The organism is Pseudomonas sp. 2hn (genome assembly GCF_019646095.1).
Lineage (GTDB): Bacteria > Pseudomonadota > Gammaproteobacteria > Pseudomonadales > Pseudomonadaceae > Aquipseudomonas > Aquipseudomonas peradeniyensis.
Genome location: NZ_CP081016.1, coordinates 923,768 through 942,329 on the forward strand (window position 1 = coordinate 923,768; position 18,562 = coordinate 942,329).

Consider the following 18,562-nt stretch of genomic DNA (forward strand, 5'->3'; position numbering starts at 1 on the left):
TGCAATGAAAAAGTTCTTCAGCCTGATCGCCACCCTGCTGGTGCTGGCCGCTGCCGTGGCGATCGGCCGTCAGTTGTGGCTGCACTACATGACCACGCCGTGGACCCGCGACGGCCGGGTGCGCGCCGACATCATCAACGTTGCCGCCGATGTGCCGGGCTATGTGGTGGACGTGCCGGTCAAGGACAACCAGCGGGTGAAGAAGGGCGACGTGCTGATCCGCATCGACCCCGAGCACTATCAGCTGGCGGTGGACCAGGCCAAGGCGCTGGTGGCCTCGCGCAAGGCCACCTGGGAAATGCGCAAGGTGAATGCCAAGCGCCGAGCCGACCTGGACAACCTGGTGATCTCGAAAGAGAACCGCGACGACGCCAGCAACATCGCCGATTCGGCGCTGGCCGACTACCAGCACGCCCAGGCCCAGCTGGCGGCCGCCGAGCTGAACCTCAAGCGCACGCAGATCGTCGCCACCGTCGATGGCTATGTGACCAACCTGAACATCCATAAGGGCGATTACGCCCGCACCGGCGAGGCGGTGATGGCGGTTGTGGATGAGCAGTCGTTCTGGGTGTACGGCTTCTTCGAGGAGACCAAGCTGCCCCATGTGAAGGTGGGCGATGTTGCCGAGCTGCAGATGATGAGCGGCGAGCGGATCAAAGGGCATGTGGAGAGCATTGCCCGTGGCATCTACGACCGTGACAACCCGCAGAGCCGTGAGCTGATCGCCGACGTGAACCCGACCTTCAACTGGGTGCGTTTGGCGCAGCGGGTGCCGGTGCGGATCCATATCGATGAAGTGCCGGACGGGTTCCTGCTGGCGGCGGGGACGACCTGTACGGTGGTGGTCAAGCCGAGCGAGGACTGATCGGGTTACTGCGCTGGCTCCATCGCTGGATTGGCGGGCAGGTGTCAGCGCTTGAGGGTGGCGTTGAATCGAGCTGTTGCCGCGGTCGCTTCCTGCAACAGCTGGTCCCAGTCATCAGGAGGGTGTCCGCTGCCCAGCATGCGACGGAACACTTTGTAGGCATCGTCACTGCTTTCGTAAGCGCGCTTGCTGTCGTCATCGTTCACCCACGCCAACACGATGATCTTGCTGGAGGCGTGATAGCGATAAAACAAGCGGTATTGCTGAAAGAACTTTGCGCGAAACCAGTGCTTGTGTTCCGCGCCCAGTGTGCCGCCCATTCGATGGTCAGGGTTGCCAGGCGCCTGGGCAATGACGTCGAAGGCCAAGCGTCTGACGGCCTTCAATCGTTTTGCCGCATTTTTCTTTACGTAGCCGACCGGATCCTTCTTCTGAAGCACTTCGACTTCATCGATGAGTGCCTCCAGCTTGTCGAGAAAGAGGGGGTGGGCGAACACGCTCCAGCCATGCACGCAAAGAGGTTTGCGCCTCGTTTCAGTCATTCATCGTCCGCCGAGAGAGGTTGATCGAGATCGATTTCAACGTCGCCCACCAGTGCATCCAGGCGAGCGACGAGCTCTGCATCGACAACCTTCAATCGTTGCGGATTGGTGGCGATATCCCGGGCCAGGAAATCCAGGAACTGCCCTACGGCGGGGTCTTCCTCGGCTGTCTCTGCGCGGGTCAGTATCACCGCTCCGTCAGGGCGGATCGAGTAGTGAATCTTGTCACGCTTTTTCAGGCCCAAGGCACGGCGAACGGTTTCGGGGACCGTGGTCTGGTAACGCTCGGTCAGGGTCGACTCGGCTTCGAAGGTAGTGGCCATGATCGTAGGTCCGCGAGGGGTAGTATCAAGCAAGGTAATGCGAGTGCATTACCTGGTCAATGCAATTGCATTACCTCGTGTGTACTGCCTGATCAACGGCTATTCGGGCTCAGGCAGCCCCGACCAGCACGGGCACCTGCACCCGGTCGATGACCTTGGCACTGATCGAGGGGTCCAACAGCCTTCCGACCCGTGACAGGTGGCGGTGGCCGATGATGATCAGCTCGCATTCAAGCTCCCGGGCCTTGGCGACGATCACCTCCACCGGCTGGCCGGCGACCATGCAGCCCAGGCTGTCGAACCCGGCTTCGCGCAGGGTGCCCACGGCGCTGTTCACGGCGTGCTCGGCCAGTTGCTGTTCGTCGCAGGCGGCGGGGTATTCTTCCAACTCTTCCTCGGTGTAGGCCGCACGGTGGTCGTGCACGGCAAAGGTAGCGTCGATGGCCAGCAGCACGTGCAGGGTGTGTTCGCCCGGGCGGCAGTAACGACGGGCGAGGTCGAGCAGGGCGTGGCTGGCGGGGGAGGCGTCGATGGCGATCAGGACCGGGCGGGGCATGGGGGTTCCTTGCAGGGTGGTGACATTTGTAGAAACCTAATCTCCCCATCGCGGGGCAAGCCCGCTCCCACGAACCTTGTGTGGCTGGCGTGGGAGCGGGCTTGGCCCGCGATCGGGCCGGTACAGGCTGAAGCATTGACCGGCCGGGATAAATGGCCCTTCACGCACGGTGCCATTGCGCCTGACGCAATCCACCAACCTGATACCATCGCGTTTCCCACAGCTGTCACGGAAAACGGCCATGCAACTCCCGGACATGAATCTGCTCGTCGCCCTCGACGCCCTGCTTGACGAAGGCAGCGTGGTCGGCGCCGCCCAGCGCATGAACCTGAGCCCGGCGGCCATGAGCCGCACGCTGGGGCGCATCCGCGAGGCCATGGGCGACCCGATCCTGGTGCGCGCCGGCCGTGGCCTGGTACCGACGCCCCGGGCGCTGGCCCTGCGCGACCAGGTACGAGCGCTGGTGGAACAGGCCGGTCTGGTGTTTCGCAGTGGCGACGAGGTCGACCTGCCGAACCTCGACCGGGCCTTCAATATCCGCACCAACGACCTGTTCATCGCCCTGTATGGCGCGCGCCTGCTGCACATGATGCTCGAGCAGGCGCCGAACACCGTGCTGCGCTTCGTCCCCGAGCACCAGGGCGACGACGACCTGGTGCTGCGCCACGGACAGATCGACCTGGTGGTCAGTTCGAGCATCGACATGGGGCCGGAGATCAAGGTGCAGAGCCTGTTCGACACCTGGTTCGTCGGGCTGGCGCGGGCCGACCACCCGATCTTCGACGCCGAGATCACCCCGCAGCGCTTTGCCCGCTATCCGCAGATCAGCGTGTCGCGACGCGGACGGGCCAATGGGCCGATCGACGTGGAACTGGGCGCCCATGGCGTGCAGCGCAGGGTGGCGCTGATCACGCCGAGTTTCCATTCGGCGATGTTCTCGTTGCCGGAGTCGGACCTGATCCTGCCGATGCCGGCGAACATCCTCGGCAGCGTGACCAAGTTCGGCCTGCCGCTGCGCTCGTTCGAGATCCCGGTGCCGCTGGAGCGGGTGCGGGTGATGCAGGCCTGGCATCCGCGTTTCGACAACGACCCGGCGCATCGCTGGTTGCGCCAGACCATGCGCGCCTGCTGCGCGGGGGAGCCTTGATATTGGCGGCGCCTTCTTCGCGGGTAAACCCGCTCCCACAGGATCCAAGTGCAGCAATGAACCTGTAGGAGCGGGTTTACCCGCGAAGAAAGCGCCGCCGATTCCGGTGGATTGCGTCTGACGCAACATAAACCTGCCAACAAGTCAGTTTTCGTCAGCATTCGACCTTCATAGACTTGCTCCAGCCCTGAATTTGTTGCTGGAGATGTCTATCCATGAGTTCCCTGACCGCGCCCTCCGCCGCGCTGGCCGCTGCCCCCGCACCGGCCGCCCCCGCGCAGACGGCGTTCGGCCTGCGGGTGGTGGTCGGGCTGTTCGGCGTGTTGCTGGCGGTGCTGTGCGCCGGGCTCAACGAGGCGGTGACCAAGATTTCCCTGAGCGACATTCGTGGCGCCATGGGCATCGGCGCCGACGAAGGTGCCTGGCTGCTGGCGGTCTATGCCGCCGCCTCGGTCTCGGCCATGGCCTTCGCGCCCTGGCTGGCCACCACCTTCTCGTTGCGCCGCTTCACCATGAGCGCCGTCGGCGTGTTCGCCGTGCTCGGCCTGATTCAACCCTTCGCGCCCAACCTGCACAGCCTGATGCTGCTGCGCGTGCTGCAGGGCTTCGCCTCGGGCGCCTTGCCACCGATGCTGATGAGCGTGGCGCTGCGTTTCCTGCCGCCGGGCATCAAGGTCTACGGCCTGGCCTGCTACGCCCTGACCGCCACCTTCGGGCCGAACCTCGGCACGCCGTTGGCGGGCCTGTGGACCGAATACGTCGGCTGGCAGTGGGCGTTCTGGCAGATCATCCTGCCCTCGCTGCTGGCGATCGCCTGCGTCGGCTGGGGCCTGCCCCAGGATCCGCTGCGCCTCGAGCGTTTCAGGCAACTGGACTGGCGCGGCGTGCTGCTCGGCCTGCCGGCGATCAGTTGCATCGTCCTCGGGCTGTCGCTGGGCGACCGCTGGGGCTGGTTCGACTCGCCGCAGATCTGCTGGCTGCTCGGCGGTGGCGTGTTGCTGCTGGTGCTGTTCATGTTCAACGAATGGTCCGAGCCGCTGCCGTTCTTCCAGTTGCGCATGCTCACGCGGCGCAACCTGAGCTTCGCCCTGGTGACCCTGGCCGGGGTGCTGATCGTGCTTTCGGGGGTGGGCAGCATTCCGTCCGCCTACCTGGCGCAGATCCAGGGCTATCGCCCGGCGCAGACCAGCCCGTTGATGATGCTGGTGGCCATGCCGCAGCTGATCGCCCTACCGTTGACCGCGGCGCTGTGCAACATCCGCGCGGTGGACTGCCGCTGGGTGCTGGCGACGGGCCTGGCCATGCTGGCGGTTTCGTGCGTGGGCAGCAGCCTGCTGACCTCGCAGTGGATCCGCGGCGATTTCTATCCGTTCTACCTGCTGCAGGTGTTCGGTCAGCCCATGGCGGTGCTGCCGCTGCTGATGCTTTCCACCAATGGCATGACCCCGCAGGAAGGCCCGTTCGCCTCTGCCTGGTTCAACACGGTCAAGGGCCTGTCGGCGGTGATCGCCGGCGGCCTGCTCGATGCCCTGGGCACCGTGCGCCGGCATTTTCACTCCAATCACCTGGTCGACAGCCTGGGCAACGCGCCACTGATCGACGACAACACCACTGGCTTGGCCAAGCGCATCCATGAACAGGCCCTGGTACTGACCTCGGCCGACCTGTACCTGGTGATGGCGGGCATCGCCGTCGCCCTGATCTGCCTGATCCCCTTCGTGCCTACCCGGATCTTCCCGCCGCGTGCGGTGGCCTGAATCCGTGGATGAATCCGAGACCTTGAAATGACCAACAAGCGCAAGACAATCCTTATTGGCTCGGTGCTCGCCGTGGCCGTGCTGGCCGCCATCGTCGGCCCCTGGATGTTCGGCAGCGACCATCGCCAGAGCACCAACGACGCCTATGTGACCGCCGACTACACCGTGGTCGCGCCGAAGGTGGCGGGCTTCATCAAGGAGGTGCTGGTAGAGGACAACCAGCAGGTGAAGGCCGGCCAGTTACTGGCGACCATCGACCCGCGCGACTACCAGGCCGCCCTCGACGCGGCCCAGGCCCAGTTGCTGGTGGCCAGGGCGCAGAGCCTGGATGCCCGCGCCACCCTTGAGCGCCAGGCTTCGCTGATCGCCCAGGCCGAGGCCGCAGTGAAGGCGGCCCAGGCCGAGGCGGCATTCGCCGATCACGAAGTGACCCGCTACAGCCGCCTGGCCGAGCAGGGCGCCGGCACTGTGCAGAATGCCCAGCAAGCGCGCAGTGGCGTCGACCAGGCCCGTGCCCGGCTGGCCAACACCCAGGCGGCGTTGGTGGCGACGCGCAAGCAGGTGGATATCCTCGGCGCCCAGGTTGCCAGTGCCGACGGTCAGTTGAAACGGGCCGAGGCCGGCCTGGAGAAAGCCCAGCTGGACCTGTCCTACACCCGCATCACCGCGCCAGTGGACGGCATGGTCGGCGAGCGCGCCCTGCGCGTCGGCGCCTACGTAAACCCGGGCGCGCGGCTGTTGTCGGTGGTGCCGCTGGAGCGCGCCTACATCGTCGGCAACTTCCAGGAGACCCAGCTGACCCACGTGCAGCCGGGCCAGCCGGTAAGCATCAGCGTCGATACCTTCTCCGGCGAGAAACTCCACGGCCGCGTCGAGAGCATCGCCCCGGCCACGGGGGTGACCTTCGCCGCGGTGAAGCCGGACAACGCCACCGGCAACTTCACCAAGGTGGTGCAGCGCATTCCGGTGAAGATCGTCTTCGATGACGGCCAGCCGTTGCTGGAGCGCCTGCGGGTGGGCATGTCGGTGGAGGCGGTCATCGATACCCAGGGCGACAAGTTGGCGGGTAAAGAGGTGACCGCGCGATGAGCATTGTGGTTGAAAGAATTGAGAGCGCCGGGGCTGCTGCCCAGCCCTTTCGCGACACAAGGCCGCTCCTACAGAGGATCGCGGTCGCCTGTAGGAGCGGCCTTGTGCCGCGAAAGGGGCGCGTAGCGGCCCCCTTGCTGCTGGCCGCAATGCTGGCCGGCTGCACCCTCGGACCGGACTTCCAGAGCCCGTCCAGCGAAGCGCCTCAGGATTGGGCCTCGCTGCAAGGTGAGGCCGCGGCCAGCCAGCCGGTAGCCGGTCCGCTGGAACTGCGCTGGTGGGACAGCTTCCACGACGCCCAGCTGAGCGCATTGATCCAGAAGGTCGCCGAGCGCAACCTCGACCTGCAGATGGCCAGTGCCCGCCTGCTGCAGAGCCGCGCCTTGCGCAGCACCGTGGCGGCTGACGAGATGCCTTCGGTGGATGCAAATGCGGGCTACAGCCGGGCGCGCAACAGTGCAGAAGGGTTGAACGACCCCTCCGGCAAGGCCGGCAAGTCGGCGTATAACCTGTGGCAGGGCGACCTTGTCGCCGGCTGGGAGCTGGACCTGTGGGGGCGCGTGCGCCGTCAGATCGAGGCCGCCGACGCGACCGTGGCGGTCGCCGAGAACGACCGCCGTGGCGTGCTGCTGGCGCTGTTGTCGGAAACCGCTGGCAACTACATCCAGCTGCGAGCCGTGCAGCACACCCTGGAAATCACCCAGGACAACCTCAAGGTCGCCCGGCACAGCCTGAAGCTGTCCGAAGGCCGGCAGGCTGAAGGTGTCGCCACCCGGCTCGATGTCGCCCAGGCCAGCGCCCAGGTAGCGTCGATCGAGGCGCGCCTGCCAACCCTGGAGGCGCGCCGCGACGACCTGATCAATGCCCTGAGCCTGCTCGCCGCCGAGCCGCCGCGCAGCTTGCAGGCACAGTTGCTGCCGGACGGTAAGCTGCCCGCGCCGCAGCAGCGCTTCGCCATCGGCGTGCCGTCGGAGCTGGCCGAACGCCGCCCGGATATTCGCCAGGCCGAGGCCCGGTTGCATGCCGCCACCGCCAGCATCGGCGTGGCCAAGGCCGATTTCTACCCGAGCATTCGCTTGTCCGGGAGTGTTGGTTTCCAGGCCATGCAGTTGTCCGATTTCGGGGCCTGGGATTCGCGCCGGTTCGCCTTCGGGCCGCAACTGTCGTTGCCGATCTTCGAGGGCGGACGGCTCAAGGGCCAGCTGGAGCTGCGCGAGGCCCAGCAGCAGGAGGCGGCGCTGAACTACCGCAAGGTGGTGCTCGGCGCCTGGCATGAGATCGACGATGTGCTGCGCCTGTACAACGCCAGCCAGTTGCGCCGCGATCACCTGGCCGAGGCGGTGCGGCAGAACCGCATCGCCCTGGAGACCGCGCAGCGCCAGTATGTGGAAGGGGCGGTGGACTTTCTCAACGTGCTGACGGTGCAGTCGGCATTGCTGGCCAGCGAGGAGCAGTGGATCGACAGCTCGGCGGCGGTGTCGCAGGCGCTGGTGGGGCTGTACAAGGCGCTGGGTGGCGGCTGGCAGGCGTTCGACCAGGTCTGAGCAGTATCGCGGGGGCTCCCAGGTATGCGTGGGAGCGGCGGTGCGCCGATGCGACTTGCCCCGCGATGACGTCAGAGCGGTCGCAACAAACCGAAGCGCTTGCGCAACACCCAATCCAGCAGGCGCTGTGGCAACAGGCGGGCCATCAACGGCAAGGCCGTGCTGCCATTGCCGATACGCACCAGCGCAGGCACAGGCGATTTGCGCGTCGCCGCCAGCAACCCCTGGGCGAACACCGCCGCCGACGTCGGCCGATCCTGCGACGCCCGAGCCCGCGCCTGCACCTGCTCACGCAACGGCCACCACGGCGAACCGCTCGCCAGTACCTGTTCGGCCTGCTGCTGCGCATTGCTGGCGAACTGCGAGGCGATCGCGCCCGGCTGCACCTCCATGACCCTGATCCCAAAAGGCGCCAGCTCCAGGCGCAGGGCATCGCTCAGCCCGTGCACGGCGGCCTTGGATGCACAGTAGGCACCGGCGAAGGGCGTTACCAGCACGCCTGACACGCTGCCGATGTTCACCACCAGCCCACGGGAACGGCGCAGCAGCGGGAACAGTGCCTGGGTCACGCCGACCAGGGCGAAGACGTTGGTCTCGAATTGCTGGCGCATGGCCTCGACGCCGCCGTCGAGCAGCGGGCCCATGGCGCCGTAGCCGGCGTTGTTGATCAGGATATCGAGGTTTGGCAGTTCCTCGGCCAAGCGGGCGAGGGCTTCGGCGTCATTCACATCCAGTTGCCGGGAATTGAAGCCGGCGGCGGTCAGCTGTTCGACATCCTGCTGCTTGCGGGCGGTGGCCCAGACTTCATGGCCGGCATCGCGGAAGGCGTCGGCCAGGGCGCGGCCGATGCCGCTGGAACAACCGGTGATCAGGACGGTGGGCATGGGGCGGGCCTGTGTTCAGTTGGACATGGGGGGCGTGGCTACCGGCCTCATCGCGGGGCAAGCCCGCTCCTACGATGCTATGGGCCGGTGTCGTGGGAGCGGGCTTGCCCCGCGATGAGGCGGGCTCAATTGGCGAATGTACCTTGCAGATGCTCGGCACGAAACTCCAGCGTTTGTGGCCGATAGCCCGAGCGCAGTGGCGGCAATGGCAGGCAATCGCTCCATTCGGCGCCCGGCTGCAACTCGCCGGGGCCACGATAGCGCGGGGCGGCGTAGGTGTTCTCGGCCAGGTTCACGGTATCACCAGGGGCATAGGCGCCGACGCGCCAGCGCAGTTCACTGAGCGGGACTTTGTTGCCGTTCTTCATGCGCACCTGCAGGGCACGGTCGGCGGGGCACTGGTCGGGGGCGTAGACCAGGCGGATATCGAGGCGGGCCAGTTGCGAGGCTTCGCGGGTGTCCTGCCAGACCACGTACAGCGCCACCAGCCCCAGGCCACAGACGCCAGCCATGGAAATCGGCAGGGCCTTGGCCGGGTAGCGCAGCAGCAGGACCAGCCAGGTGAGGACGAGCAGGGCACCGATGATCATGGTGGGGCAGGCCTTGGTGGCAAGGGGTTCGATCATCGTAGCGGGAAAAGGGTGTTGGCTCAAAAGCGGGAGGGCTTGGCCCTCCTTTCGCGGCACAAGGCCGCTCCTACAGAGGATCGCATTCCCTTGTAGGAGCGGCCTTGTGCCGCGATGGACCGCGAAGCGGTCCCAACGTTTTACTGCGCGATGGTCTTCACCGAAACCCCACGCTCGACCGGGGTGGAAGTCCGCCCATACACATCCTCGAAGCGTTCGATATCATCCTCGCCCAGGTAGCTCCCGGACTGCACCTCGATGATCTCCAGCGGGATCTTGCCCGGGTTGCGCAGGCGGTGCACCGAGGCGATGGGGATATACGTGGACTGGTTCTCGGTGAGCAGGAACACGTTCTCGTCGCAGGTCACTTCGGCGGTGCCGGACACCACGATCCAGTGCTCGGCACGGTGATGGTGCATCTGCAGCGACAGGCTGGCGCCGGGCTTGACGGTGATGTGTTTGACCTGGAAACGCCCGCCCATGTCCACCGAGTCGTACGAGCCCCACGGGCGGTACACCTCCAGGTGGTTCTGGGTTTCCGTGCGGCCCTGGGCGTCGAGGGTGTTGACCAACTGCTTGACCCCCTGAACCTTGTCCTTGTGGGCGATCATCATGGCGTCCTTGGTCTCGACCACCACGATGTTCTCAAGGCCGATCACCGACACCAGCTTGCCGTTGCCGTGGATCATGCAGTTGCGGCTGTCCTGCACCACCACATCGCCCTTGGTGACGTTGCCGTCGGCGTCCTTCTCGTGCACGTCCCACAGCGACGACCAGCAGCCGACATCGCTCCAGCCGGCCGACAGCGGCACCACGCAGGCGCGCTGGGTCTTTTCCATCACCGCGTAGTCGATGGAGTTGTCCGGGCAGCAGGCGAAGGTGGCTTCGTCGATGCTCAACGCATCGGCGTCCTCCTGGCTGCGCTCCAGGGCCAGCAGGCAGGTGTCGTAGATGTCCGGGTCGTGCTTTTTCAGCTCTTCGAGGAAGCGGCTGGCGCGGAAAAGGAACATGCCGCTGTTCCAGAAGTAGCCGCCGGCGCGGACGAACTCGTTGGCGCGCTTCTCGTCAGGTTTCTCGACGAACTGCGCGACCCGCGCCACGCCTTCGGGCAGCAGCGCGTCCTGGCTGGAGCGAATGTAGCCGTAGCCGGTCTCGGGCTTGGTCGCCGGCACGCCGAACAGCACCATCTCGCCGCGCTCGGCGGCCACGGTGGCCAGGGCCAGTGCGCGCTGCAGGGCCTTCTGGTCCTCGATCACGTGGTCTGCCGGCAGAACCAGCATCAGCTCGTCACGGCCTTCGTTGACCAGCTTCATCGCGGTCATGGCCACCGCCGGCGCGGTGTTGCGGCCGAACGGCTCCATGAGGATGGCCTGGGTTTCCAGCTTCAGTGCATTCAGCTGCTCCTGGACGATGAACTTGTGGTCCTTGTTGCAGACCACGATGGGGGTGTCCATGCCGTCGAACACCAGGCGCTCGATGGTCTGCTGGAACAGGGTGTGCTCGCCGGTCAGGGCCAGGAACTGCTTGGGGAACTGCTTGCGCGACAGAGGCCACAGACGCGAACCGCTACCACCAGAAAGAATTACCGGGATCATCATGTTTCTCCAATAGTCGTTTAGAGGCAGGGGAATCAGTTGCTAGCCACGGGGCGAGTGACCCACACCGGCGACAGGCTGTTGCCGGAACCGGTGACATACAGCACGGCGGCTTCGCCGCGCGCCAGGGCGACGGGTTTGACGTCGCCGACTTTCTTGTCGCCTTGATACAGGGCCAGGTTGACCTTGACCGGGTTGATCTCGCGCTCGCCACGGCCCTTGGCGGCCACGGGGCTTACCACTTCGGTCTTGCCGTCGGCGGTCTTCAGGGTCAGCGACTGGTCGCTGAGGTTCTGCACCCGCACCAGGGCCTTCTGCTTGTTCTTGAACGGCGGCTCCTCGATCAGCTGCGGGTTGCCGCTGCTGCTGTTGACCAGGGTGTAGTACTTGTCGGCGGCGAGCTTCACCGGGACGCTCTTGCCGCCGACCTGGGCGGTGTAGTCACCGCCGGGCAGGAAGCTGAAGTCGCTGCTGGCCTGGGCGCCGACCTGCTTGATCTGGGTGTTGCCGACCGATGCGGCGGCGGGGCTGCCGGCGGCGTTGTACAGGCGCACGAAGGTCGAGCCCTTCGGCGCGCTCGGGCCATAGAGGGCGGCATCGGCGCCGGCGAAGGCCTGCAGCGAGGCCAGGGACAGGCCGGCGGCGAGGGTGAGGGCTTTGGCAATGGAAGTCTTGGTGGTCATGTGCGTATTCCTCTCTATCTTCAGTGGTCCGTCCGATTGGACGACAGGGCCAGGTTTTCTTCGGATTGACGGGATTTCTTCAGCTGCGCGATCCACTGCGGATCGAAGGCGCTGAGGTCGTTCTTCATTGGCAGATACCGTTCCGGGAATTCCCACACCACGACCTGTGGCGGGGCGTTCTTGAAAGCGTCGCTCTGCAGGTACTTGAGCATCGGCAGCAGCGGGCCGTGGCCGTCCTCGGCGTAATTGGCGACGTCGCTGCGCAACGCCTGCTGCAGGGCGCCGAGGAAGTTCCAGTGCGGGTTGGCGCTGTAGCTGGTGCCCACCAGCGCCACCGGGATCCGGCTGTCGGCGAACAGCGCGTCGTCGCCTTCGCCCTCGGCCTGCACCGGGTGGGTCTTGCGCTGCTGCAGGTTGTCCGGGGTCGGCAGCAGGTTGCTGAACAACGGATCCAGCGGCAGGAAGTTGGTCAGGTCACCCTTGTACGGCGCGGTGGCGCCGGCCTCGGTGATAAACGCCTGGGGTTCGCCGTCGAGCAGGTTCTGACGGCTGACCGCCTCGGCGATGGACTGCGCGACCACCTCGGCGCCCATGGGCGTCCAGTGGGTGTCGGTGCGCAGGAACACCTGGCCGCGGGCCTTGGCCTGCTCCAGTGGCGCCAGCAGGTCGGGGGCGAACACATTGGCCTGGCGCGCCTGGGCGTGGAAACGATTGAACAGCTCGTCGTGCAGGCTGGCCGGCGCCTCCTTGCCGAGGTACTCGGCGTACAGGCGCGCCTTGGCCGGCACGATCGCCAGCACCAGTTGGCTGCCGTGGCGCTGCAGGGTGTCACGGATGCCGCGCACCAACGCCAGGTTGTCCTGCATCAGTTGCTCGGCGCCGGCGGTGGGTTTGAACTCCTCGTCGGTGAACAGCCACTGGTCGCGGCCCAGCACCACGCCGGGGCGGCCTTCGTTGAACAGTTTGAAGTCCAGCGCGGCCCACAGGTTGGTGCCAACGCGCTTGATCGGGAACTGCTCGTCGTAGTGGGTTTCGGCAGCCTTGGCGAGCTTGCCGTCGAGCAGGGTCATCTGCCCTGTGCGGTTGAAACTTTCCAGCCCGCCGACCGACCATGCGCCCAGCCCGACCAGCAGGCCCATGAACGTCAGCGAATAGGTGATGCGAAGTGTCCGGTTCATGATTCAGGCCTCAGAACTGGAAGTAGAGGAACGGTGAGTAGCTCTGCGCCGAGAGCTTGAGCACCGAGGCGGCGAACAGCAGCAGGACCAGGGTACGGGTCATGATCCGCGTCCAGTCCAGGCCCACCGAGCCGTCGGCGTTCACCTGTACCGGGGTGGCCTTGGGCGCGGGCGTTGCATTGCGGTAGAAGTCGCGCAGGCCGAAGAACGCCAGGGTCAGGTAGGCGACGATCAGCGTGGCCACCTGCAGGCCGGTGAGGTTGGCGCGGTTGAGTTCCGACAGCTGCCAGTCGCCGAAGCTGAACATGGCGCCGTACATGCGCGCCGCCACGTGCAGGTTCTCGGCGCGGAAGATCACCCAGCCGACCACCACCAGGAGGAAGGTGAAGGCCCATTTCACCGGGTTGAAGCGCTGCGGGTTGGTGTCCAGCCCCAGTGCGCGCTCGATGGCCAGCCACAGGCCGTGCCAGGCGCCCCAGATGATGTAGGTGAAGTTGGCGCCGTGCCACAGCCCGCCCAGCAGCATGGTCAGGAACAGGTTGCGGTAGGTGTTGAAGGTGCCTTTGCGGTTGCCGCCCAGGGTGATGTACAGGTAGTCGCGCAGCCAGGTCGACAGGCTGATGTGCCAGCGCCGCCAGAACTCGGTGATCGACTGGCTGATGTAGGGTTGCTTGAAGTTCTCCATGAAGCGAAAGCCCATCATCAGGCCCAGGCCGATGGCCATGTCGCTGTAGCCGGAGAAGTCGAAGTACAGCTGCGCGGTATAGGCCAGCGCGCCGAGCCAGGCGTCACCGGTGGTGGGGTTCTCCAGGGCGAAGCAGTGGTCGGCGACCACCGCCAGGGTGTCGGCGATGAACACTTTCTTGATGAAGCCCTGCATGAAGCGGGTGCAGCCTTCGGAGAACTTGTCCAGGGTGTGGGTGCGGTTGTTGAACTGGTCGACCAGGTCCTTGAAGCGCAGCACGGGGCCGGCGATCAGGTGCGGGAAGATCGCCACGAAGGCGGCGAAGTCGATCAGGTTGCGGGTGGCCGGGGTGTCGCCGCGGTACACGTCGATGATGTAGCTGATCGACTCGAAGATGTAGAACGAGATGCCGATCGGCAGCAACACGTGGGTGAGGATGAACGGCTCCAGCCCCATCGAGGTCATGATCGCGTTGAGGCTGTCGACGCCGAAGTTGGCGTACTTGAAGTAGCCGAGGATGCACAGGTCGACGCCCACGCCAAGCAGCAGCCAGCGCTGCGCGGGCTTGGTGCGCACGCCGGCGGCGCCGACCTTCAGGCCGATCCAGTAGTTCCACAGGGTGACCCCGGCGAACAGGGCGAGGAAGTCCACCCGCCACCAGGCGTAGAAGATGTAGCTGGCAACCAGCAGCAGCAGGTTGCGATAGCGGTTCCCGCTCACGTAGTACAAGCCGAGGAAAACCGGCAGGAACAGGAACAGGAACACGTTGGACGAGAAGACCATCCCGGTTCTCCTTGTTGTTCACAGCATCCGGGGCACAGCGCCCCCCAAACCCCCCACACGAATGTGGAAGATCACCATGGCGTGGGAGCGGGCTTGCCCCGCGATGGCGTCGGCAGAGCCAACACCATTGCCCTTGCGGGCCTCATCGCGGGGCAAGCCCGCTCCCACGCAAACGACTTACTTTTTCTGTTCGGCTTGCGGGTCATAGACCCGCGTCACATCCCCACCCAGCCTGAAACTGTTGAACGGCTGCATGTCATGCTTGCGCTCGAGGGTGTCGCCGACGCACTGGTACAGCGCGCACCATGGCTCGAGCCAGGCGTACTTGCTGTCGATCTTCAGGTCCTTGAGGTCCTGCTTCACGCCGGCGCGAGTGTTGAAATGAACAGGATCGCGGGCACCGGCCAGCACGCCTTCGCCGAGGCGCTGCAGGGCGAAGTTGTTTTCCTTGCGCAGGTCCACGCCGTTGGCCTGGGCGAAGCTGGCGATCATCGCCAGCGGCGGCAGGGCGTAGTTGTGGTAGGCCAGGGCGCGCTGGCGGCGCTTGAGCTCGTTGGGCAAAAAGCCCTGTTCATCGACCTGGTTGGCGCCGACCTTGTATTCCTTCACCGCCCAGTCGAAGAGGTCCTGGCGGTCGGTGGCCACCGCGGTGGCCATCACCGACCAGGCCGCCCAGTAGCTGTGGTTGTTGATCTTCTCCAGCGGCAGGTCGCTCCAGTCGCGCACGGTCTGCCGCGCCAGGCGCACGAACCATTTCTCGATCTGCTCGGCCTCGGCCCTGTGCGCGGCCAGTGGCTGCGAGTTGGAGAACTTCAGGCGCAGCCACGACCCGCTCATGCTGCCCAGCGCCCATTTGCGCATGGACTTGCCGGTGTGGTTGTAGTCGGTGGACATCAGCGCATCGGCGCGTGCCCAGGTGTCGAGCCAGGTCAGGGCGCAGTCCAGCTGCGCGGGGCGGCCATCGCGCATGTACTGGCCGACCATCTTGCTCACGCCCTTCTCGAGGGTGGTGATGTCCTCGGTGGACTTGCGAAAGGCCTTTTCTGAAGCAGCATTGAGGGTCGCCCGGGCTTTGTCGGACCCCTCGTACTTGCTGCGAAACACCAACGCGCCGGTGTAGGGCTTGGGCGCGGCCTCGCAGCGGAAATTGCCGTCGCCGGTCTTCAGTTTCTCGATGCCCTCGTAGTACCCCTGGGGCGGTACCAGCGCGGCCTGCGCCGCCCCGCCGAACAGGGCGAGGGCGAGCAGGGCGGGTGCGGTCTTGCGGTGGATGGCTGTCATGCTTGCCTCACTGGCCGGCCTGCGCGGTGTGCTGCGCGGGGCTGGCGAAGTTGTTGCGTTTGCAGAGTTTGGCTTCGACTTTCTGCGTGCCGCTTTCCGGCCCCTGGACCTCCAGGGCGAGCAGGTTCTGGCCTGCCCAGTCTTCGTCCTCGCGCATCTGGAAGACGAAGCGCCCATCGGTGTCGGAGGTCTCGGGCTTCTCGATCTTGATGTCCTCGTGGCGGCCGTTGAGGTACCACAGGGTGGCCTGCAGCACTTTCACCGAGGTGTCCTCGAACTTGATGTCGAGCTGGTGGTTGCGGTTGACCAGGTCCTTGATCACGCCATTCTTGCCGTTGACCATCAGCTCGTTCTTGCCCGGCTTGAGGGTGGCGCTGGCGCTCATCTGCGCGGGACGGTCGTCGCAGCCGTCGTCGAGCAGGCCGAGGATCTGTCGCCAGATGGTTTCCTGGTCCAGGCGGTAGAGCGGGGAGAACTCCCAGACCAGGATCTTCGGCGGGTTGTTCTGGAACTCCTCGCTGCCCAGGTACTGGATCATCGAGCCTTCCAGGCCGCCGCCGGGGAAGGCGACGTTGAGCACGTCGGCACCGATGTACTGCTCGAGGAAGCCCGAGAAGTTGTAGTTCTTGCCGCTGTGGCTGGTGCCGACCAGGGTGATCTGCGCGTTGCCCGAATCGCCGAACAGGTCGTCGCCGCCGCTGGCGCCGCCCTTGGGTTCGGTGGCGAACTGGTCCATGTACTGCACCGCGTAGCTGGTGCCGCACAGCTGGCCGGCGACGTTGTGCAGGGTGCCGGTCTTGCCCATGCGTCCGGATTTTTTGGTCTCGAATTCCTTGCGCGGGATGCCTTCGAAGGCCGGCATCTGGTGCACGGTATCGGCGACGATCTTCGCCGCGCGCTCGGCGCCGTAGGGCGTCCAGTGCTGGTCGCCACGGAAGTAGAAGTCCTTGCCCTGGTCGGCCGCGGCCAGTTGCTCGTTGGTCAGCGGCGACAGGTCGGGCACGTTGTAGCCCATCTTGGCGAAGCGCTGGAGCATGGCCTGGTAGTTGCGCAGGGCCTTCTGGTAATCGAAGGCGGCTTTCTCCTCGGGCTTGAGCATGTTGCGGTTCACCAGGCCACGGGTCGGCTGGTACACCACCACCAGCTCGACGCCGCGCTTCTTGAACGCGTCGTGCACCTGCTGCAGGCGCTTGTAGCCGCCCGGGGTGGTGTCGAACTCGGTGCGCAGGTCTTCGCGGGTACGGAACAGCCAGTCGCCCTGGGCCTGCACCAGGGTGGTGAAGTTCTGCTGGTAGCGCGTGGTGTAGCGGCTGGCGTCGTGGGCCTCGGGGCACAGCTGGCAGCAGGGCTCGGCGCTGAAGGTCGGCGCCTTGACCTCTTCGGCGCGCACGCCCTGGCTGATGGCCAGGAGGGCGGCGGACAGGCCCAGCAGTTTCATCAGGTGTGGAGTCATGGTCTGGGCTTCCTTAGTCGATCATTTCGGTCTGGCGTTCGACCGGGTCGATCAGCACGGCCTTCTGCTGGCGTACCAGCAGGTCGAGGATTTCGTCCTGGCGCTCGCCGAGCACGCCGTTGAAGCTGATGCCGTTGGCCTTGCGCGGCATCAGCATCGACACCTTGTACAGCTCCACCGACAGGGGCGAATCGATCGACAGCGGGCCGGAGCCGTTGGCCGCCAGCTCGCCGCCGACCACGATCAGCGACACCTTGGTGTCGAACGGGTCGAGGGCGATGTCGCGGTCGGTGTCGGAGAGGTCCTTGATGTGCCCGTACACGCCCACCAGGCCGTTGGCCATGGCGACGTTCTCGTACAGGCGGATGTTCACGCTGTTGCGCACGCGGATGCCGTGGCGACGGTTGTTGATCAGCTTGTTGCCCCAGATCAGGTTGTCGCCGCTCTCGTACAGGGTGATGCCGTCGGTGTGGTTGCGGTAGATCTCGTTGTAGGCGATCAGGTTGTTGACGCTGTTGCGGTCGATCACCACGCCCGAGAGCTTGTTGTCGTAGCTCTTGTTGTTGATGATCCAGCTGTCGTTGACCTCGCGCGAAACGATGATCCCGTGCTTCTTCTTGGTGCCGTACACGGTGTTGCCGGCGATGATCAGGCGGTGCGAACGGTCGTGGGGGTCGATGCCGTAGACGATGTTGTCGCGGTAGGTCGAATCCTTGATCACGAAGTCCTGGGTTTCGTAGCAGTAGAAGCCGTACCACATGTCGCTGAACTCGGAGCCGATGATCCAGCCGGTGGGTTCCGGGCGGCCCATCTGCTTGGCCATGTTCGGCGTGTACTGCGAGATGCTCACGCCGTACGACTTGGACTTGGCGTAGCCGAAGCTGGCCATCTTGCTGTTGACGATATAGGTCTCGGTGCCGCCCCAGCTGAGCAGGAACGGGCGGAATTCGTCGGGCTTGCGGAAGGTCGCCGGGCCGTTGGCTTGCTCGCGCCAGCCGGTCACCCGGGTATCGCTGACGAACAGCTTGCCGTCGTTGACGATGAACGACCCACCTTCTTCGGACAGGCGCAGTTCCTTGACCTTGCCGTCGATCTCCAGCACGCCCTTGCGCCCGACCACGATTGGCAGGCGCGCGAGGTAGACGCCCGGCGCGGTCTCGCGCAGGTACTGGTCGGGCACCTTTTTGCTCAGTTCCACCAGGTCGACATGCCCGTCGTCGACGAAGATCGCCTGGGGAATGCCGTGCTGGCGACGCACCCACTCGGCGCCCTTGTTGTCGCCGCCGATGAACTCCTTGAGGGTGTCCTCCTGGAGCATGCGGCGCACGCTGACCTTGCCTTTGTGGCGGCGGTCGATCTTCTTCTGCACGGCCTCGGCGGTGTAGCCGGACAGGTCGGGCAGCTTGGGCGGGTCCATCAGCAGCGGCTCGATCGGCGCACTGGCAACGGTGTAGGTCTTGGCCTGTTGCAGCCCCTTGGCCATTTCCGGCTCGGCGGCCTGGGCCAGGCCTGCGGCCAGCAGCAGGGCGCTGGCCAGCAGGCTGTGGCGAAGGTTCGGGTGCAGGTTCATG

Annotated in this window: 17 protein-coding genes; 5 read left to right on the top strand and 12 right to left on the bottom strand. The window is 65.5% G+C overall.

The window, feature by feature from the left end:
• Positions 1-4 precede the first annotated feature (4 nt).
• Positions 5-865 (top strand): HlyD family secretion protein, encoded by an 861-nt coding sequence (locus K2O50_RS04315; protein WP_050704326.1) that lies wholly within the window; start codon positions 5-7, stop codon positions 863-865.
• A 44-nt stretch (positions 866-909) separates the two neighbouring features.
• Here the strand turns inward: K2O50_RS04315 and K2O50_RS04320 are convergent, their stop codons facing one another.
• From K2O50_RS04320 to K2O50_RS04330, 3 genes are all read right to left on the bottom strand, one after another.
• Positions 910-1,407, bottom strand: a complete 498-nt coding sequence (locus K2O50_RS04320; RefSeq protein WP_050704327.1) for a type II toxin-antitoxin system YhaV family toxin — start codon at positions 1,405-1,407, stop codon at positions 910-912.
• On the bottom strand, positions 1,404-1,730 hold the full coding sequence (locus K2O50_RS04325; protein ID WP_050704328.1) for a type II toxin-antitoxin system PrlF family antitoxin: 327 nt from the start codon (positions 1,728-1,730) through the stop codon (positions 1,404-1,406). The genes K2O50_RS04320 and K2O50_RS04325 overlap by 4 nt, the downstream gene beginning before the upstream one ends.
• A 109-nt stretch (positions 1,731-1,839) precedes the next feature.
• Positions 1,840-2,286: a universal stress protein gene (locus tag K2O50_RS04330; protein ID WP_052896297.1), complete on the bottom strand. Its 447-nt coding sequence runs from the start codon at positions 2,284-2,286 to the stop codon at positions 1,840-1,842.
• A 241-nt stretch (positions 2,287-2,527) separates the two neighbouring features.
• Here K2O50_RS04330 and K2O50_RS04335 point away from each other — a divergent pair, with 241 nt between their 5' ends.
• From K2O50_RS04335 to K2O50_RS04350, 4 genes are all read left to right on the top strand, one after another.
• The gene (locus tag K2O50_RS04335) at positions 2,528-3,433 is read left to right on the top strand and encodes a LysR family transcriptional regulator (protein ID WP_050704330.1); all 906 of its coding nucleotides are present in this window, start codon (positions 2,528-2,530) and stop codon (positions 3,431-3,433) included.
• A 215-nt stretch (positions 3,434-3,648) separates the two neighbouring features.
• Complete coding sequence (locus K2O50_RS04340) at positions 3,649-5,190, top strand: MFS transporter (protein ID WP_050704331.1); 1,542 nt, start codon at positions 3,649-3,651, stop codon at positions 5,188-5,190.
• 27 nt (positions 5,191-5,217) lie between these two features.
• On the top strand, positions 5,218-6,279 hold the full coding sequence (locus tag K2O50_RS04345; RefSeq protein WP_050704332.1) for an HlyD family secretion protein: 1,062 nt from the start codon (positions 5,218-5,220) through the stop codon (positions 6,277-6,279).
• 149 nt (positions 6,280-6,428) lie between these two features.
• Positions 6,429-7,823, top strand: a complete 1,395-nt coding sequence (locus tag K2O50_RS04350) for an efflux transporter outer membrane subunit (protein WP_050704333.1) — start codon at positions 6,429-6,431, stop codon at positions 7,821-7,823.
• 71 nt (positions 7,824-7,894) lie between these two features.
• Here K2O50_RS04350 and K2O50_RS04355 read toward each other — a convergent pair whose 3' ends face one another.
• The 9 genes from K2O50_RS04355 to algG form a co-directional block, all read right to left on the bottom strand.
• A complete protein-coding gene (locus K2O50_RS04355; protein WP_050704334.1) occupies positions 7,895-8,707 on the bottom strand; it encodes an SDR family oxidoreductase in 813 nt (270 codons plus the stop codon).
• A gap of 125 nt (positions 8,708-8,832) precedes the next feature.
• Positions 8,833-9,297: a hypothetical protein gene (locus K2O50_RS04360; protein ID WP_050704353.1), complete on the bottom strand. Its 465-nt coding sequence runs from the start codon at positions 9,295-9,297 to the stop codon at positions 8,833-8,835.
• 176 nt (positions 9,298-9,473) lie between these two features.
• A complete protein-coding gene (locus K2O50_RS04365; RefSeq protein WP_050704335.1) occupies positions 9,474-10,928 on the bottom strand; it encodes a mannose-1-phosphate guanylyltransferase/mannose-6-phosphate isomerase in 1,455 nt (484 codons plus the stop codon).
• Between the two features lie 35 nt (positions 10,929-10,963).
• A complete protein-coding gene (locus K2O50_RS04370; protein ID WP_028689561.1) occupies positions 10,964-11,611 on the bottom strand; it encodes an alginate O-acetyltransferase AlgF in 648 nt (215 codons plus the stop codon).
• A gap of 20 nt (positions 11,612-11,631) precedes the next feature.
• Positions 11,632-12,789: an alginate O-acetyltransferase gene (locus K2O50_RS04375; RefSeq protein WP_050704336.1), complete on the bottom strand. Its 1,158-nt coding sequence runs from the start codon at positions 12,787-12,789 to the stop codon at positions 11,632-11,634.
• A gap of 10 nt (positions 12,790-12,799) precedes the next feature.
• Positions 12,800-14,257: an MBOAT family protein gene (locus tag K2O50_RS04380; RefSeq protein WP_050704337.1), complete on the bottom strand. Its 1,458-nt coding sequence runs from the start codon at positions 14,255-14,257 to the stop codon at positions 12,800-12,802.
• A 177-nt stretch (positions 14,258-14,434) separates the two neighbouring features.
• Positions 14,435-15,538: a mannuronate-specific alginate lyase gene (locus K2O50_RS04385; protein WP_050704338.1), complete on the bottom strand. Its 1,104-nt coding sequence runs from the start codon at positions 15,536-15,538 to the stop codon at positions 14,435-14,437.
• A 7-nt stretch (positions 15,539-15,545) separates the two neighbouring features.
• Entirely contained in the window at positions 15,546-16,991 is a 1,446-nt protein-coding gene (locus K2O50_RS04390; RefSeq protein ID WP_050704339.1) for an alginate O-acetyltransferase, read from the bottom strand.
• A 13-nt stretch (positions 16,992-17,004) separates the two neighbouring features.
• Positions 17,005-18,561: a mannuronan 5-epimerase AlgG gene (gene algG, locus K2O50_RS04395; RefSeq protein WP_050704340.1), complete on the bottom strand. Its 1,557-nt coding sequence runs from the start codon at positions 18,559-18,561 to the stop codon at positions 17,005-17,007.
• Position 18,562 lies beyond the last annotated feature (1 nt).